Origin of the sequence: Pseudomonas sp. RL_105y_Pfl2_101, from assembly GCF_963970585.1 — a bacterium.
Taxonomy (GTDB): Bacteria; Pseudomonadota; Gammaproteobacteria; order Pseudomonadales; family Pseudomonadaceae; genus Aquipseudomonas.
This window is the reverse complement of the sequence record NZ_CAXAPG010000012.1, coordinates 1-17,406: the sequence shown is the minus strand read 5'-3', so window position 1 is coordinate 17,406 and position 17,406 is coordinate 1. Positions and strand designations below refer to the sequence as shown.

Below are 17,406 nucleotides of genomic sequence, written 5' to 3'. Positions count from 1 at the left end.
TCGCCATGCATGGCTGCTATCTTTATGGGTATTAGTAAGCGGATGAAGCGCGAGTCAAACCATCGTTCTTGAGTGAAAAGCGCTTGGCTTTCATGGTCGTTGTAATGAAAGGACTTATCGGCGGGTATTTTTTGTTCCAGAGCATCCACCCTGCCAGGAAGAAGAGGGGCGCGATAACCGAACAAGTGCCCATGCCGAACATAAATATTTTATCGGTCGAGATGATCAGAACGTCTAATGGGTCGGTACCCAGTTGACTGATTATGATGCACTTGGCGCCCAGCGAAAAGAAACTGACGCCGCTCAGGTACATCAGGGCCGGGTCCTTCTGGAAGTGGCGAAGATTTAGGACTTTCGTGCCAATAGGCTGAGCGAATGAGTATGACTTTTTTCCACACTTTGTCTTCTCATCTTCCATGCGAATACCATCCCTGGAGAGAACATTTTATTATGAGTGGGTCACGCTAAAGAGCAGCTATTGATTGCCATCAGGTTTTCAGGCTGGAAATAGACTAGCGCGCTGCTTTATTTTGGTGCATGCTTTTTTTAATGAAAAACGCGGGCTTTTCATTAAAATTTATACTTTTAACCAGGGGAAACGCACATGGATCGTATAGACGTCAAAATCCTGGGTAAGGTACAGGACTGTGGTCGCATTTCCATCACAGAGCTTTCCAAGCACGCGGGTCTTTCTATTCCTGCCACCAATGACAGGTTACGCAAACTTGAAGACTCAGGGGTCATCAAGGGCTATTGCGCTCAGTTAGATCCAACCAAACTGGGGTACGGCATATCCGCAGTCGTCGGCATCACCACCCTCAAGCCGGCGAAATCCAAATTAATAGCGACGCTCACCGACATACCTGAAGTCGTTGAGTGCCTGCACATCACGGGGAACGACTCCTACCTGATCAGGATCTATGCCAGGTCCATGGCTGAGATCGAGGACATTATTGCGAAAATCAATGCGTACGGTGAGACGCGTACCAGCATTGTTCTGTCCATACCTATCGAGAGAAGAAAGCTCGCCCCGTGAGTCTGGGCTGCCTGTGCAGCGGGGCCGGGGTGGCCGATTCACATGGTCTCCCCGGCCACTGGCGTCCCGTCTAAATCCGGGGAATATCTGCACGCGTCTGGGGATTTGGCCTACGAGACATCCATACGAGTAACAGCATCATGGTTGCCGGGCAGAGAGTGACCGCCAGTAAACCGATGTGCAAATCCGAGTGCGCTGAAATCATCCCTACTAGCCATGGGATCAAACTGCACCCAGCATTCCCGGAGGCGGTCAGTACAGAAAACATCGTTGCGCCACCTTGGGGGTACGCATCAGCAGTAATGGCGAGCATCGTTGGCCATAGGCAACTGCCTGAGAACCCTGCGGCGATGGCGGCGGTTAACGCCATTGCAGGACTAGGTGCAAAGCTGATCAGGAAAAACAGGACGACGGTAACGGCGCAGCATCCCAGCATCAGTGAGATGGCGGGTACCCGCTCTTGCAGCATGGCGGCGGCAATGCGCCCGAGTGCCATGCCAACGGAAAAGCCGGCGAGTGCAAAGCCCCCCACTTCTTTTGAATAACCCAATCCTTGCTCAGCAAAGGCGGGTAGCCATTGGGACAGTCCCACTTCTGTGGCCCCACCTAGAAAGATAGCAATCATGCAGGCGATGAAATATGGCTGCTTGATCAGTGTGGGCATGGACTCACGTTGCTCATGCGCCTGTACCAGGGGCGGCAGCGTTAATCGTATGAACAACAGGAAGGTGGCCAGCGGGGCAATCATCAAGCCCAAGGCAACCAAGCGCCAGGATATATCCCATTTCAACGCGATGCTTGCGATCAGCACAGCACTGACCGCCCCGATGCAGAAGTACGAATGCAACCAGTTCATGGCGGCGCTTCGGCGTTCGGGCTGCAGGGCGGCGACAATGGGGCTGAGGATCATATCCAGCACACCTGCACCAAACCCCATGATGGCAACAGCGAACAGCAGGAAGGTGTACGACGGTGCGAAAGCCACGAGGCCCAAGCCTGATAAAGTGGTCATCACTCCAAGGAGGATAATCAGCTTGGCGTTGCCCCTGTCTGCCAATGGTCCGGTGATCAAAATGGCTATTATAAAACTGAGGAACATGACAGCCGGGATTCGGCCAAGTTGTTCCGTCGTCAGCCCTGAAGAGGGGCCAAAAGCATCACTGAAGGTGGTCAGGTATACCGGTAGAAAGTTGAGTGCCATAGCCAAACACATCATGGCTGCATAGCAAGCGTAAAGCGCTTGGCGGTTGGGGGAGGGCGAAGACAACATGATGTAGGAACTCTTGAGATTAGAAGCGAGGAGCGCCGTGCTCTTTCCAGCAACATTCAGTCCATTCAAACTGTGAGAAGTGTGCGGCAAAAGAAGAATCGCCCGGGCTGCTGGCAAAAAAACCGAATTGAACAGACTCGTCTGCATGAAACATGTGAAACATGCGCATCATGCTGAAGTCCGTCCCGTCAATGGAGTTTTCAAGGAGGAAGTCGCAACCTCTTCGGCTCAGTCGATAGTACATGGTCTGCGTAGTACGATCGAAATTAACCATGGACCAGTCCGAATAGCCACTGTTTGTTACGACGGAAAATAGTTGTTGGAAACCGTTGTTCTGATATTCGATGCCGCTTTTCATCCAGTTGTTTTCATTCTGGTAGATGAACAAACCGCATTGGTCGAAGTGGGTGTGTGAGGCAAAAGCTACCTTGGCCTTAAATGTCCAATATTGTTCGTCGCTTGCAACAACAACGGCGGGTGCATTGTTGTACTCCAGGCCGTAATAAGTGCCTCGCCAAAAGTCGGTGTCGGGCGTGGTATGAATGATGATTTCGCGATCACTAATGGAAGATCGCTCTGTCGCATTAATCCAGGTCCAGTCTGAAGTATTCAGCGTTTTCATGTTTTTATTGCTCGGAAAGCCAGTGGGTTATTTCGCTGTGCTGGTGAACACAAAAATTCGCCGCGCTAAGGTCCTGCTGTCCTGAGTTGGGGTTAAGCAAGCCAATACAAAACATTGTTGCGGCTTTCGCCGCCGCCACACCATGGGCTGAATCTTCAATCACCACACAGGCCGAGGGGAGGGTACCCAAGCGCTTAGCGGCCATGAGAAATATCTCGGGGTCTGGTTTGCTATGTTTAATGTCATCGCCGCAAACAATTTCATTAAAAAAAATGTGCAGCCCCGCCTTGCGCAAAATGATCTCAACGAGTCCTCTAGGCGAAGACGACGCCACTGCGCAGGGGATACCTGCTTTATTCAAGGCACCGAGAAGTTGCGTCACGCCTGGCATAGGGGGCAGGGGCTCTGAGTTCAATGCAGCCAACAACTGCTGCTGATGCTCTGCCATAAGCCAATCCAGAGACTGGGCAAGCCCATATTCAGTTTTGATGGCGCTCCACATATAATGCTGGGTGGTTCCTACAAAGCGCGACAGTGCGGCGTCATTAAGCATTACGCCGTAGCGCGCATAGGAGTTCTTCTCCTGCTCCATATAAAGCGGCTCGCTGTCAACCAGAACGCCGTCCATATCGAAGATGAACCCTTGAATGGCAGTCATCCGTGTGCCCGTTGCTGTTTTGGGTCGCGTTTGAAATGCAAAAAATTATAGTGCGAACGTGCTTCGAACTCATGCAGTTTGAACGATTTCGTCATTTCGATATCCCGGAATCCCTCGCCGTCTATTAGGGTGGTGGTGGCTGCGCCGCCAATAATGATAGGTAGTTGCATGAGCATGATTTCGTCGACGAGATCGAGATTGAATACTTGCCAATTCAGCTGGCCGCCGCCCTCGACCATGATGTGATTTATTCCGCGAGCCTCGAGCATCGGGAAAAGCTGTTTGAAGTCGACTCGTGCGGTTCCTGCAAAAAGCACCTCTTTGCCATGCGCGCGGATTTGTTCGACCATCTCGTGGTCACGCGCCTGTTCTGTCGTCGCGATGATCGTGTGCCCGGGAGAGCTTAGGATTTTCGCAGAGGCCGGAAAGTTCAGCGATGTCGTAGGGATAATACGAACAGGGTTACGCCCCGTCTCATACCGATTGGTCAATTGAGGATCGTCTGTGACAATCGTATGACGCCCGACCATGATGGCATCTACTTCACCGCGAAATTTATGGATAAAGCGCATGTCTTCATCGTCGAAGTGTTGAAAGAGCGGTTTGCTGGATGCTTCATTGCCAAGCGTCAGTTTGCCGTCAATGGAAATTTGACTAAATACAGTAACTTTCATAAAGGGGTTCACTTGGAATAGGTGTGAGATTTAGCGTGGCAAGTACATGGGGTTCGGTGTGAAAACGCTTTTCACCGTGGGTGCAGATGGATCATTCAATAAACTATCAAATGCTGCTGAATACGCTTCAAGCGGATAACGATGCGTGACCAGCTTTCCAAGTTCAGGAAGTCTATGGGCGATGCGCAGTGCCTGTGGAAAGTGCTGATTGTACTCGCCGGCTGCAATGATACTGATGGCATTGATTAGAAAGTATTTTACGGGAAGCGAGTACTGATACGTGCCGTTAAATCCAAACAGAACAATCCTGCCGCCTCGACAGACCCTATTGGCGGCTGTTTGGAGCTGGTTGCCGACGGTGTCTATGACAACATCAAATCGTTCTTGAACAGGCTGGCTGGATTCAAGTTCGTCGGGATACACAATATCCAAACCTAACGAACGCCCGAATTCAATTCGAAAGGTATTCAAGTCGGTTGCGCGTGTGTGGATGCCCATTGCGCGTAACAGTATTTGTGCCACCAGACTCATCGGGCCTGACCCTAGAAGCAGCACACGTTCTCCCGCTTTTATGGAGGCTTGTTCAATATTGTTCAAAATGCAGGCTACGGGTTCAATCAGCACGGCTGTTTCCCAGCTCATATCGTCTGGGATGCCGTGTACAAAACGCTCCTGCGTTATAAAGCGCTCTGCAAATGTACCGTGCTTGTTGACACCGGCTATGTTCAGACTGGCATTTGAGCCACCTGTACACAGATGGGTTTTAGCTGAATTACAGTGTTCGCAGTTAGCGCAGTATTCGTTGGGGTCTACAACAACACGCATACCTTTACGCACGCGTGTTACATCTGGCCCAACGTTGACGACGATGCCGACTGCTTCGTGACCACGAACGATGCCTGTCTGTCCCTCTTCACGGCCTGCTAATACAGCCAGATCCGTCCCGCAAATACCGGATAGTACAATTTCTATCTCTACACCATCGTCGGGTAGCATATTGAGTTCGTGGTGACTCACCAGGCCCAACTTTTGTGGGCTCACTAAACTGATTGCCTTCATATACCCATCAGGACTCTATTTGATTGTTCATGAAACATGTCGATCAGCGGTTTTGCGCCGGCGATATCTGCAAACGGACCACGGAGGACGCTCGCTTTCATCCATTCGGAAATTCTGGTCGGCATTATGCAAGGGCGATAGCGATTGTTTCAGTCGGAAAAGAATTACGGATAAATACAGGGTGATTCATGTTGTTTCAGCTTGGCACCACTGGCGTGGTAAATATTGGCTGTGCCCTGTTTTTTCAGCGTCTGCAGTGTCCGAATATTATGATTTGGATACAGGTTTCGACGCGCAATGAAATCAATGGGTGTGCAAAGCCGTTTCAGTCCTCAAGGCTATGCACCAGGTTTTCAATCGCTTCCAGAGCCGCTTTATCCGCAGGCGCCGGTGCAGGGTTTGCGCTGCGCTTCTGGTACGCAAGGCGATATTCACTGGGGGTACAACCGGCGTATTGCTTGAAGGCGCGGGCGAAGTAGGACGGGTCCTTGAAGCCAGCTTCATAACCGATGCTGGTGATGGGCATCTGGCTGTTGTCGAGCAGTTCCTTGGCAAAGCTCATGCGTTTGTTCAGCACGTAGTCGGTGAAGCCGAGCCCATTGGCTTCCTTGAACAGCCGGCTGAAGCGAAAAGTGGTCATGCCGCTGCGCTTGGCCAGATCGCGCTGATCGATGCTTTCGCGAAAATGCTGGTCGATGTACAGCATGATGTGGCTGAGGGCATGGTGCTTCTGGTGCCCGGAGGTCAGGCGGATGCTGTCCGGCAGGGTTGGGGAGTGGTCGATCTGCGAGGTTTTTGCCCGGCCATTGGTATTGCGGCGCAACTCGCACAGTTGCACCACGGCCGTCAGGTAGCGCGTTCTCTCGGCGACAGACAGGGGCAGCACCATGTATTCCCAGACGCTGGAGCGCATGGCCCACACCGCCAGTTCTTCGGAGTGCTGCACGGTGAACATGGTGATGGGGATGGTTGGAACGGTCCGCTTGATCTCCAACAGGCGCAGCAGGCCTGGCGTGTCCGGGCGATCGAAGTGGATGCAGATCATGTCGACCTGTTCCCCGCCGGGCAACATGGCGTTCTTTGCCAACGTGCAGTCGCACGTGTCCAGGAACTGGGAGGCGAGTTTCTTGCTGGACCGATCATGAGTCAGATCGACCCACAACAGCTTTGGTTTTCCAGTCGGATTTGATCCCATAGGACGACTACTCACAGATTTTTTCTGCCCTTTAGCTAGCAGTATTGTCACTGTGCCATCACTTCGCCGGATAATTTTTAATAAAAATCCGATTCTTTAGCGTCATCCCCTCGCGGACCGCCCGTTTCGGCCTGTTGCGGGGATGAATTCTCCGTCCCGGAGCCTTTTCCACCCGCCGCAAAATAATCCTAGCGATGTGCAAAATCCTCCTAACGGCTCTGGCCACCTACTGACTAGGGTTGCATCAGGCAGTTCGCGATGTACTGCCCCTTGAAAAAACAATCCCGATGAGGTGTGCGAAATGACTCTTCAAACAATCAAGGCTTCGGTACTGAAGTTCGCCAAAGATGAAGATGGCCTGACCATTGTGGAATATGCAGTGGCCGGTGGGTTGATCACGGTGGCCGTGGCCGCCGCGTTTGTGCTTCTGGGTGGCGCCGTGGATACCCAGATCCGTGCGCTGTGCCAGGCGGTCAACGGCAACGTTCCCTGCTGACTGCGGCAACTTGCAGTGAAGGGGGCACGGTCACTTTTAAGGAATAACGCTTGCGACTCTTTTGCAGTGAGTACAACGAATCAATCAAATGGACTTCGCGCTGTCCCCTCCAACCAAGTTCGTCACAGTACCTCTTACATACGTGAGGTTCATGAAATGACTTTCCAGACAATAAAAACTTCGACCAGCAAGTTCGCCAAAGATGAAGACGGCCTGACCATTGTTGAGTACGGGGTGGCAGGCGGCTTGATCACGGTGTTGGTGGCAGCGGGATTCGTCCTTCTGGGCGGTGCGGTGAATACCAGGATCCGTACGTTGTGCCAAGCCGCCAATGGCAACGTCGCCTGCTAACGATAATCACGCTAGGGAGACCGCTCATGTCCATGGAATTGCTGGTGTCGACGGTACTGCTGCTAGGACTGCTGGGTGTGGCGGTGGTGAGCGATCTGCGTCGCCACCGCATCCCCAACACGCTGGTCCTGTTGGGGCTTGCCCTGGGGTTGGCCAGCCAGGTGTATACCGGTGGGTTCGGCGGCCTGGGCGATAGCCTGCTGGGCATGCTGATTTGTTTCGGGTTGTTCCTGCCCATGTACGCGGTCGGTGGCATGGCCGCCGGTGACGTCAAGCTGATGACCATGGTCGGCAGCTTCCTGCCTTTTCATTACGCACTGTGGGCGGCGCTGTTCAGCCTGATCGCCGGCGGTGTGTGCGGTTTCCTGATCGTCCTGGCCCGTGGCCAACTGCTTCAGACCCTGGGGCGCTACTGGTTGATTGTGCGAGCCCAGTCCTATCTGGCGCCGACTTCCAATGAAGTGGCCGGCAAACCCTTTCCTTATTCGATTGCAATTCTGATCGGTACTTTGAACAGCGTTTACTGGCAACTGGTTGCCGGCGGCTGGGGAGTCTAGTCATGCACGTCATCAACGATAGCGATGCCTACCCCAGCGAACGGGAAGCGGTCCAACGCTTGGCGCCACAACCCATCACCATTCGCGACACCGGCCTGACCGACAGCTTCCTGGGTGAGCTGGTGTGCAAGCACTTGCACGACGCCGGTGTACTGGACATGTCGCGGCTGGTGGAGCGCCTGGCCCTGACCGGCGCAGTACTGGAAGAAGTCCTGGGGTTCCTGCGCAAGGACGGTCGCGTTGAGGTGCTGGGCCAGTTGGGGCAAACGGGTGGGCAGGCGCTGCGTTATGGCCTGACCGAGCGCGGCCGCAGTTCGGCGCGTGACGCCCTGGCCCGTAGCGGCTACATCGGCGCGGCGCCGTTCCCGGTGAGCACTTATCGCTCGCTGATCAAGATCCAGACCATCCACCATGGCCGCATCACCGCCAAGGACATGCACCAGGCCCTGGCCGGCCTGGTGCTGAGCCAAGGCATGCTCGACCAGTTGGGCGTCGCCCTGAATTCCGGGCGGGCGATCATGATCTACGGCCCGGCGGGCACGGGCAAAACTTATGTCAGCAGCCGATTGATCCGGCTGTTCGCCGAGGCCATCTGGGTGCCCCATGCCATCGTCATCAATGAGTCGGTGATCGAGATCTACGACCCACAGGTGCACCAGCGCCTGGATGACAACGGTCAATCGAACAACCTGATGCTCAACGAAGGCATCGACCGCCGGCTGCTGTGCTGCAAACGCCCGATCGTCATCACTGGCGGCGAGCTGAGCATGGAACAGTTGGACGTGCGCTACGACCCGTTCACCCGGCAATACCAGGCGGCGTTGCAGCTCAAGGCCAGCAACGGCCTGTTCATCATCGACGACATGGGGCGCCAGCGCATGGCCCCGGCCGAACTACTCAATCGCTGGATCGTACCTATGGAGGAGAAGCGCGATTTCATCAACCTGGGCGGCGGCCGGCATTGCGAGTTGCCGTTCGACCTGGTGCTGGTGTTTTCCACCAACCTCAATCCCCTCGAATTGGCCGACGAGGCGTTCCTGCGGCGTATTGGCTACAAGGTGCAGTTCGGCTACCTCAAGCCCGAGGAATACGAACAGATCTGGCGCCAGGAGTGCGAACGCCTGGGCATCCCGTATGACCCCCTGTTGGTGCGCTATGTCCTGCAGCGGTTGTACGCAGGCGAGGGCATGCCGCTGGTGCCTTGCCATCCCCGTGACCTGTTGAACATGGCGCTTGACCGCCAGCGTTACCTGGGCGGTTCCGGACCCTTGTTGCCGCAAGAGCTGGAATGGGCCTGGCACAACTACTTCGTTCAGCTCGACTTTCTTTGATCTGGAGATACCGACATGAGCTCTCGTACGCTTCCCCTGATAGGCGTTTCCCTGGTAATGGGCCTTGCTGCCGCATGGATGGCCGACTCCTGGCTGAGTGCGCGACTCAACGCGACGCCCGATGACCATTTACGAAGCGTGGTGGTCGCCACGGTGGAAATCCCCTTTGGGCAAATGGTCGAGGCCCAGCAAGTCACGACCGTGCGCATGCCCATGGACACGATCCCGGACGACGCCTTCGATGCCAGCGAGCAAGCCGTGGGCAAGATCGCCACCTTCGACATTCTGCGCGGCGACATCGTGCGGGGCGCGCGTCTGAGCGAGCACTTGGGTGGCAGCACCCTGGCTTCGCTGATCGCACCGGACAAACGGGCCATATCGGTGCGTGTGGATGATGTGGTGGGCGTGGGGGGCTTCCTCTTGCCGGGCAACCGGGTCGATGTCTTGGCGACCAAGACCACCAGTGCCGGGAGCAACAGCGCCACGTCCCGGACCCTCCTGGAAAACCTGCGGGTGCTGGCCGTGGATCAGACCGCCGGCACGGACAAGACCCAACCTGTAGTGGTGCGGGCCGTGACACTGGAAATGTCCGCCACCGAGGCGGAATTGCTGGTCACTGCGCAGACCGAGGGCAAGCTGCAATTGGCCTTGCGCAACCCGTTGAACATGGAGAAGAAAACCGTTACGCCGCCTGCCCCTGCGCCAGCGCCGGTCATGGCGATGGCTGCGGCCCCAGTGGCAAAACCTGCGGTGCAGCGCAGTGCCAAGCCGCAAGGCGGGGCGATCACGTTGATCCGCGGGGTTGAAAGCACCGTGATCAATGTCCGCTGAATGACACCTCCATGCCAGGCCGTTACGGGCCGTGGCGGTGCCGATCCTCAAACGTTGTAATGAGGGCTCGATGATGAATGCCAATATCCGGCGCCAGGGAGGGGCGGTGAGTGTACTGATGGTGATCGCCCTGGTAGCGATTTCCATGATGGCGGCGTTGGCCCTGGATGGTGGGCACATGCTGTTGAACAAGACGCGCCTGCAAAATGCGGTGGATGCCGCGGCCCTGGGCGGCGCCAAGACCCTGAGCCAGGTGAGCAGTGGCATTAACATGGCCAGCATCACTCGTGCTGCGGCCCTGGACACACTCAATAGAAATGCCAACGCCGCCGGCAACACCGAGCTGGCAACCGCCGTCGCCGGCGACCCGGGTTCGTTTGCCGTGGTGGAACTGTCCAACAGCGTCTACGGCCCGTTCTCCTATCCAGGACCTACCGATGCCAAGTACGTACGGGTGTCGGTGTCCAGCTATCAATTGAGCGGGTTCTTCTGGAGCTTCGTGCAAACGATGGGCAGCGCTGGCTTGGGCAGCAAGCGCGTGGCGGCAATTGCCACTGCCGGTCCCAGCCCGACCTCTCCGTGTGACCTGGCGCCGTTGATGGTCTGTGGTGATCCCACTCAATACAACCCGGCCGCCGGCAACTTCTGGGGGTATCAATTTGGCGACCTGGAAGTCTTGAAGACGGCGGCGGGGAACACCTCGCCCATCGGCCCGGGCAACTTCCAATTGCTGGATTTCGGCTCAGGCGGCAAAACGGTCCGGGAGGACCTGGCCGGCGGTGGCTCGGTTTGCCGCAGTGTCGGGGACAACGTCCAGACCGCGCCAGGTAATAAAGCGGGTCCAACTTCCCAAGGTTTGAATACGCGCTTTGGCATCTACAACGGCCCGGTCAGTTCTTCGGACTACCCACCGGACCTGGTCACGTCATCAGGCACTCCGCCGATCACCTACAACGATTCGCTCCTCCAGCCGCAATACAAAGGCCAGTCCATCACCTCGAGCAACGGTGATCTCTCAGCGGGTGGCGAGGCGATACAGGACTACAACGACTGGCGGGCCCAGGTCGCCGCCTGTGTGGCGGGGGGCGCCAGCGGTTGTGAAAGCAACGGGGTTTTCGAGCGCCGGATGCTGAAGATCGTGATTGGTGATTGCGACGGGAAGCTGAACGGCTCGACGTCGATTCCTGTCTTGGGGTTCGGCTGCTATTTCGTCCTGCAGCCAGTGAATGGCGGTGGTTCGGAGTCGATCATCTTTGGCCAGTTTGTCCAGGAGTGCGAGGGTGACAACGTACCTGGCCCGACACCGTCCACTGATTCCGGCCCGCAGATCATCCAGCTCTACAAAACCTATCTCAACGGCAGCGGTACTCCGAGCACTGACTCGTAGGAGGCGTTATGGGACTTTCTCAGTTCAAACCAGCGCAAGCCCAGCAAGGCGTGGCGTTGGTGGAATTCACCCTGGTGCTGCCGTTGCTGCTGGTGTTGCTGCTGGCCTTCGGCGAGTTCGGTCGCATGCTCTACCAGTACAACGTGCTGCTGCAGGCCAGTCGCGATGCTGGCCGTTTCGTCGCCAGCCAGGCATGGGATTCTACCCACGGCATCGTTAACGTGAACAATGCGCAACTTCAGACCCAGACGAAAAACGTTGCGGTGTATGGCGTGCCCAGCGCTACCGGAACCGCCGTGGTGTCTGGGTTGACCACGGCTCAGGTGCAGGTCGCCGCTGTGGGCATCGACCATGTGCGCGTCACCATTACCTACCCCTTCTGCCCGGTGATTGGTGCGGGCAACTGCACGGGTTCGATTCCAGGGTTTTTCGGCAATGCCATTCCTCTGGGCATCCAGTTGGTCGCAACCACCGTCATGAGGGCGCTGTGATGAATAACAAACACATGCGCGGCACCTACATCGTGGAATTCTCCTTCGTGGGCTTACTGGTGTTCATCCTGCTGTTCGGCGTGGTGGAGATGGGCCGGTTGTATTTCACCGTCAATGCACTGGATGAAGCCGCGCGGCGCGGTGCGCGTCTGGCGGCGGTGTGCAATGTCAGCGACCCGGTGGTGTTGCGCCGGGCCATCTTCAACGCCGCGGCGGACGCCGGCACCAGTCAACTGATCAGCAACCTGGCGACCACGAACCTGGCGCTGACCTACCTGGACGTCAATGGCGCCGTGGTGGCAAACCCGGCCGACACGTCCGGCAGCACCGGCTTTCGAGCCATCCGCTATGTCCAGATGAGCGTGCAGAATTTCGTTTTCAACCTGTTCATTCCCGGCTTAGGCGTGCCCATTACCTTGCCCACGTTCAGGGCAACCTTGCCACGCGAAAGCCTTGGGCGTCATTCCGATTCCGGGGAGATCACACCATGCTGAACACTAGGGAAACTCCGCTTTCGTCCGCTACCGGCAGAGCCGGGCTGCGGATACTGATCAGCAGCCGCGATGCCACGTCCCTGCGCGACCTGCAATGCGTCTGCCAGCGCATGCCTGGCCTTGAGGTCAGCACGCGGCTGGTCAGCAACGGGCATGTCGACCCGCTCTACGGCCTGGACCGCATGCCCGATTTGCTGCTGCTTCGCGTCAGCCACCTGTGGCGTGAAGAACTGTCGGCGTTGCTGCAACGTCCGGCTCATGAGCGTCCACCTATGCTGGTGTGTGGTCCTTTGGGCGAGCAGGAAGGCATGCGCCTGGCCATGCAGGCTGGTGCTCGTGACGTGCTGCCCGAACCCATTGCCGATACCGAACTGGTGGCGGCGTTGAATCGCGTGGTCGCGGATGTACGCCTCGGCGGTGGCAACGAGGGCAAGCTGGTCGCGGTGATCGGCGCCAAGGGCGGCTCCGGCGGGACCCTGGTGGCGTGCAACCTGGCCCAGCAACTCAGTGCCCGGGCAGGCAATACCTTGCTGCTGGACATGGACCTGCAATTTGGCAGCGTGACCCATTACCTGGACGTGGCGCAGTCCCACAGCCATCTGGAAGTGCTGCAGCAGATTGATGACATGGACAGTGTCGCGCTGCGGGGCTTTTGCAGCCACTTCAGCCCGACCCTGCATGTGCTGGGTGGCCGGGCTGGCGAGTTGTGCCTGCCCCAGGATGCCCAAGCCGAACAGCTCGACGCCCTGTTGCAACTGGCTCGTGCCAGTTACGACTGGGTGGTGGTGGACCTGCCGCGGCAGATCGATCACCTCACCGGTTCGGTGCTGGAACAGGTGGACCGGGTATACGTGGTGGTGCAACAGAGCGTCAGCCACCTGCGCGATGCCAGCGCCCTGGTGCGGATCCTGCGCGAAGACCTGGGCGTGCGCGGGGACCAGTTGCAGATCGTGGTCAACCGCTATGACAAATCCGCCGCCGTCAGCTTCAAGGACATCGGCGAGGCCCTGCGTTGCACGAACCTGTCGAAATTGCCCAATGACTTCAACCTGGTCAGCCAGAGTCAGAACACTGGCGTGCCATTGGGGCTGCATGCGCCGAAGGCGGCAATCACCACCGCCCTGCGCGATTTGACCGAAGACCTGGTCGGTCACCAGATGGCCACAGACAAGGGCCTGCTTAAACGCGCCTTCAACCGTTTTTTCGGGGGATGACCCATGATTAGCGACTTTCGTAACCGCTTGCGCAAACAGCCCGCCAAACCTGGCGCTTCAGTGGGCGCCCAGCCCGGCGAAGGCCTGCCGGACCCGACAGATGCGTTAATGGCCTGGGAGCAGGCCATCCCCGACGTGCTTTACGAAACCCGCAGCCAGGTCACGCCGGTGGAGGCTGAGTGGCGGGAAAAAATCTACCAGCAACTGCTCAAGGTCATGGACCTGTCGTTGCTCGATGCCCTGGAGCACGTCGAGGCCGCTCGGCAGATACGCGATATCTGCCAGCGCCTGCTCGAGGAACATTCGGCACCGGTGAGTACCGTCAGCCGGCAACTGATCATCAAGCAGATCACCGATGAAGTGCTCGGCCTCGGGCCACTGGAACCGCTGTTGGCCGACCATAGCGTGTCCGACATCCTGGTCAATGGGTTTGCCTCGGTCTACGTCGAACGCTTCGGCAAGTTGCAACGCACCGACGTGCGTTTTCGCGATGACCAGCATTTGCTGAACATCATCGACCGCATCGTGTCGAGCCTAGGACGACGTATCGATGAGTCCTCGCCCTTGGTGGACGCCCGGCTCAAGGACGGTTCGCGGGTCAACGCGATCATTCCACCGCTGGCCATCGACGGTCCGAGCATGTCGATCCGGCGCTTCGCCGTGGACCTGCTCAACACCGACAGCCTGATCCAGGTCGGCACCATGACCCCGGCCATTGCTTTGCTGCTCAAGGCCATCGTTCGCGGGCGCCTGAACGTGCTGATCTCCGGTGGGACCGGCAGCGGCAAGACCACCATGCTCAACGTGCTGTCCAGTTTCATCCCTCATAACGAACGCATCGTCACCATCGAGGATTCGGCCGAGTTGCAACTGCAGCAACCCCACGTGGTACGCCTGGAAACCCGCCCGTCGAACATCGAGGGGCGCGGCGAGGTGAGCCAGCGGGAGTTGGTGCGCAACAGCCTGCGGATGCGCCCGGATCGCATTGTCATTGGTGAGGTGCGCGGCGCCGAGGCACTGGACATGCTCACGGCGATGAACACCGGTCACGACGGTTCCCTGACCACCATTCACGCCAACACCGCACGGGATGCGTTGGGGCGAGTCGAGAACATGGTGTCGATGACGGGCGCGACGTTTCCGATCAAGGCCATGCGTCAACAAATTGCCTCGGCCATCGATGTGGTGATCCAACTGGAGCGTCAAGAAGACGGCAAGCGACGCGTGGTGAGCATGCAAGAGATCAACGGCATGGAAGGAGAGGTCATCACCATGACCGAAATTTTCTCCTTCGTGCGCCAGGGTATCGGCGAGCACGGTGAGGTGCTCGGGGAGTATCGGCCCAGTGGCATGATCCCGGCCTTCCGCGATGTGCTGGCCAAGCGCGGCATCGAATTGCCGCTGACCTTGTTTCGCCCTGAGTGGATGGAGGGCCGGACGTCATGAGCAATATCCCCAGTGAATTCATCCTGATGTTTCTCGCCATGGTGTTCATCGCCGTATTCCTGCTCTCCCAAGGCGTAGTGGTGCCGGTGTTCGGCGAAGCCGGCAAGATGCGCAAGCGCATTCGCGGGCGTCTGCATGTGCTGGAGAAGGCCAACCACTTGCCCAACATGCAGACCGTGTTGCGGCAGAAATACCTGACGCGTCTGTCCCCCTTGGAAGCCCGTCTGGAACAACTGCCGTTCATGGCCAACCTGACCCAACTGATCGAGCAGGCCGGGCATGAATACCGAGCTTATCGGGTCATGCTGCTCGGCCTGATCCTGGGGGTGGGGGCCGGAGCTTTGGTGCTGATGGTCTCGCCCATCTGGTGGATGGCGCTGCTGGCGGCATTTGCGGTGACCTGGGTGCCGGTGTTGAAAATCCTGCGTGACCGCAGCAAGCGTTTCGCCGCGTTCGAGGAAGGTTTGCCGGATGCGCTGGACGCCATGTGCCGGGCCTTGCGCGCCGGCCATCCGTTCAACGAAACCCTGCGCCTGGTCGCCGAGGAGCACAAAGGGCCGGTCGCCCAGGAGTTCGGCATGACGTTTTCCGACATCAACTATGGCAACGACGTGCGCCGGGCCATGCTCGGCCTGCTGGAGCGCATGCCGAGCATGACGGTGATGATGCTGGTGACCTCGATCCTCATCCACCGCGAGACCGGCGGCAACCTGACCGAAGTGCTGGAGCGTCTGAGCCGCTTGATTCGTGGGCGGTTTCGTTTCCAGCGCAAGATCAGGACGCTGTCGGCGGAAGGGCGCATGTCGGCCTGGGTGCTGGTGGCGATCCCGTTCGTGCTGGCGATCGCCATCGTGCTCACCAGCCCCAGTTACATGCCGGTACTGATCAATGACCCCATAGGGCACAAGCTGATCATCGGCGCGTTCTGCGCCATGTTGATCGGTATTTTCTGGATAAGAAAGATCATCCGGATCCAGGTATAAGCGCTGTTGCGCCGAGAGGTTTCAGTCATGGACTTTTTGCTCGGATTGTTGAGTCGGTTTACCGGCAACGAAGAGCTGGCACGCCTGTTGTTCGTCAGCGTGATCGGCGTCAGTGCGGTGTTGGCGGTTGTCGCGCTCATGCTATTGATGCTGGGCCTGCAGGATCCGGTGCAGCGGCGCCTGGCGCTGATCAAGCGCGGTTACGCTGGCAACGCTGTGGGGCAGGAGGCGCCCAGTAACCTGCAGCTCTTGTTGGAGCGGGTCGGCCAGCGCTTTGCCTCGACCGACCAGGCCCACACGTCGGCCACCCAGACTTTGCTGACCCACGCCGGTTACCGATCTGCCTCGGCGGTACAGATGTATTGGGCGGTGCGCCTGATGCTGCCGCTGTTGCTGGTCGGCGTTGCGTTGGTGCTGCTGCCGATGGTCAAGGTTTCAGTGGTTATCGGCCTGCTGGCGGTGACGCTCATCGCGGGCATCGGTTGGTTGCTGCCGGCGATCTACGTCGGCAAACGCAAGCAGGCCCGTCAAGGCCGACTGCGTGCCGCGTTCCCGGATGCGCTGGACCTGATGGTGGTCTGCGTCGAGTCGGGCCTGGCCCTGCCCACGACGATCGAGCGGGTGGCTGAAGAGATGTCTGTCAGTCAGGTTGAGCTGGCCGAGGAACTGGCGCTGGTCAATGCGCAGATCCGGGCGGGCATCACCAGCACCGAGGCCCTCAAACAACTGGCCGTGCGCACTGGCCTGGAGGATATCCAAGGCCTGGTCAGCCTGCTGGCGCAGAGTATCCGTTTCGGCACCAGCGTGGCCGATACCCTGCGGATCTACGCCGATGAGTTTCGCGACCGGCGTACCCAGGCAGCAGAAGAAATGGGCGCCAAGATCGGCACCAAGCTGATCTTCCCGCTGATTTTCTGCCTGTGGCCGAGCTTCTTCCTGGTCGCCATTGGCCCGGCCATGATCGGTGTGTTCAGGGCCTTCGGGAATATGTAGATCGGTGGGTGTTCATGAGTCTTGTGTTCACCACCGTCCCATTGTGCGGGCTTGCTCGCGAGGCGGCCTGACAGCCGACCTGATTCTCCCGGTCATACGCCGATCCAATTGTGGGAGCGAGCCTGCTCGCGATGGCGACGGTACATTCAGCATGGGTGCAAGCAGACCCACCGCCATCGCGAGCAAGCTCGGCTTGTATGGTAGGACTTGAAGGGAGGAGGAGGGACAAAGCTCGATTCTGACTGTTAGCCGCAGTACAGACCGTGGGAGATTTCACCCCTCCTCCTTTCACCCAAGCGCCGATAAAGAATGCATCTG

Annotated in this window: 20 protein-coding genes; 13 read left to right on the top strand and 7 right to left on the bottom strand. The window is 57.8% G+C overall.

The window, feature by feature from the left end; all coding sequences use genetic code 11:
- Window positions 1-31: 31 nt before the first annotated feature.
- The gene (locus AACY31_RS15185; protein WP_339480682.1) at window positions 32-418 is read right to left on the bottom strand and encodes a hypothetical protein; all 387 of its coding nucleotides are present in this window, start codon (window positions 416-418) and stop codon (window positions 32-34) included.
- A gap of 186 nt (window positions 419-604) precedes the next feature.
- Here AACY31_RS15185 and AACY31_RS15180 point away from each other — a divergent pair, with 186 nt between their 5' ends.
- A complete protein-coding gene (locus AACY31_RS15180) occupies window positions 605-1,036 on the top strand; it encodes an Lrp/AsnC family transcriptional regulator (protein WP_003204346.1) in 432 nt (143 codons plus the stop codon).
- Between the two features lie 70 nt (window positions 1,037-1,106).
- Here AACY31_RS15180 and AACY31_RS15175 read toward each other — a convergent pair whose 3' ends face one another.
- The 6 genes from AACY31_RS15175 to AACY31_RS15150 form a co-directional block, all read right to left on the bottom strand.
- A complete protein-coding gene (locus AACY31_RS15175; protein ID WP_339504744.1) occupies window positions 1,107-2,249 on the bottom strand; it encodes an MFS transporter in 1,143 nt (380 codons plus the stop codon).
- Window positions 2,250-2,325: 76 nt separating this feature from the next.
- Window positions 2,326-2,928: a DUF1349 domain-containing protein gene (locus AACY31_RS15170; RefSeq protein WP_339480686.1), complete on the bottom strand. Its 603-nt coding sequence runs from the start codon at window positions 2,926-2,928 to the stop codon at window positions 2,326-2,328.
- A 4-nt stretch (window positions 2,929-2,932) separates the two neighbouring features.
- Window positions 2,933-3,586, bottom strand: coding sequence for an HAD family hydrolase (locus tag AACY31_RS15165; RefSeq protein WP_339491734.1), 654 nt, complete (start codon window positions 3,584-3,586; stop codon window positions 2,933-2,935).
- Window positions 3,583-4,260, bottom strand: coding sequence for a dihydrofolate reductase family protein (locus AACY31_RS15160; RefSeq protein ID WP_339480690.1), 678 nt, complete (start codon window positions 4,258-4,260; stop codon window positions 3,583-3,585). Before AACY31_RS15160 ends, AACY31_RS15165 begins: the two co-directional genes overlap by 4 nt.
- A 30-nt stretch (window positions 4,261-4,290) precedes the next feature.
- Window positions 4,291-5,319, bottom strand: coding sequence for a zinc-dependent alcohol dehydrogenase (locus AACY31_RS15155; protein WP_339480692.1), 1,029 nt, complete (start codon window positions 5,317-5,319; stop codon window positions 4,291-4,293).
- A 325-nt stretch (window positions 5,320-5,644) separates the two neighbouring features.
- Window positions 5,645-6,514, bottom strand: coding sequence for a response regulator transcription factor (locus AACY31_RS15150; RefSeq protein WP_339504742.1), 870 nt, complete (start codon window positions 6,512-6,514; stop codon window positions 5,645-5,647).
- Between the two features lie 301 nt (window positions 6,515-6,815).
- Here AACY31_RS15150 and AACY31_RS15145 point away from each other — a divergent pair, with 301 nt between their 5' ends.
- The 12 genes from AACY31_RS15145 to AACY31_RS15090 all read left to right on the top strand — a co-directional run bounded on the left by AACY31_RS15145 (window position 6,816) and on the right by AACY31_RS15090 (window position 17,088).
- A complete protein-coding gene (locus AACY31_RS15145) occupies window positions 6,816-7,010 on the top strand; it encodes a Flp family type IVb pilin (RefSeq protein WP_339504719.1) in 195 nt (64 codons plus the stop codon).
- Between the two features lie 156 nt (window positions 7,011-7,166).
- Window positions 7,167-7,361 carry a Flp family type IVb pilin gene (locus AACY31_RS15140; RefSeq protein ID WP_339480695.1) on the top strand — a complete coding sequence of 65 codons (195 nt, stop codon included), beginning with the start codon at window positions 7,167-7,169 and terminating at the stop codon, window positions 7,359-7,361.
- Between the two features lie 26 nt (window positions 7,362-7,387).
- Complete coding sequence (locus AACY31_RS15135) at window positions 7,388-7,918, top strand: A24 family peptidase (protein WP_339491733.1); 531 nt, start codon at window positions 7,388-7,390, stop codon at window positions 7,916-7,918.
- A 2-nt stretch (window positions 7,919-7,920) separates the two neighbouring features.
- Window positions 7,921-9,249, top strand: a complete 1,329-nt coding sequence (locus AACY31_RS15130) for an AAA family ATPase (RefSeq protein WP_339480698.1) — start codon at window positions 7,921-7,923, stop codon at window positions 9,247-9,249.
- Window positions 9,250-9,264: 15 nt separating this feature from the next.
- On the top strand, window positions 9,265-10,080 hold the full coding sequence (gene cpaB / locus AACY31_RS15125) for a Flp pilus assembly protein CpaB (protein ID WP_339480701.1): 816 nt from the start codon (window positions 9,265-9,267) through the stop codon (window positions 10,078-10,080).
- A 70-nt stretch (window positions 10,081-10,150) separates the two neighbouring features.
- Window positions 10,151-11,467: a TadE/TadG family type IV pilus assembly protein gene (locus AACY31_RS15120; RefSeq protein WP_339480704.1), complete on the top strand. Its 1,317-nt coding sequence runs from the start codon at window positions 10,151-10,153 to the stop codon at window positions 11,465-11,467.
- Window positions 11,468-11,475: 8 nt separating this feature from the next.
- On the top strand, window positions 11,476-11,958 hold the full coding sequence (locus tag AACY31_RS15115) for a TadE/TadG family type IV pilus assembly protein (RefSeq protein WP_339480705.1): 483 nt from the start codon (window positions 11,476-11,478) through the stop codon (window positions 11,956-11,958).
- Complete coding sequence (locus tag AACY31_RS15110) at window positions 11,958-12,452, top strand: TadE family protein (protein WP_339480708.1); 495 nt, start codon at window positions 11,958-11,960, stop codon at window positions 12,450-12,452. Before AACY31_RS15115 ends, AACY31_RS15110 begins: the two co-directional genes overlap by 1 nt.
- Window positions 12,446-13,666: an AAA family ATPase gene (locus tag AACY31_RS15105; protein ID WP_339491731.1), complete on the top strand. Its 1,221-nt coding sequence runs from the start codon at window positions 12,446-12,448 to the stop codon at window positions 13,664-13,666. Before AACY31_RS15110 ends, AACY31_RS15105 begins: the two co-directional genes overlap by 7 nt.
- A gap of 3 nt (window positions 13,667-13,669) precedes the next feature.
- Entirely contained in the window at window positions 13,670-15,112 is a 1,443-nt protein-coding gene (locus AACY31_RS15100) for a CpaF family protein (RefSeq protein WP_339480712.1), read from the top strand.
- Window positions 15,109-16,095: a type II secretion system F family protein gene (locus AACY31_RS15095; RefSeq protein WP_339491730.1), complete on the top strand. Its 987-nt coding sequence runs from the start codon at window positions 15,109-15,111 to the stop codon at window positions 16,093-16,095. The genes AACY31_RS15100 and AACY31_RS15095 overlap by 4 nt, the downstream gene beginning before the upstream one ends.
- A 27-nt stretch (window positions 16,096-16,122) precedes the next feature.
- Window positions 16,123-17,088, top strand: a complete 966-nt coding sequence (locus AACY31_RS15090; protein WP_339480714.1) for a type II secretion system F family protein — start codon at window positions 16,123-16,125, stop codon at window positions 17,086-17,088.
- Window positions 17,089-17,406: the final 318 nt, after the last annotated feature.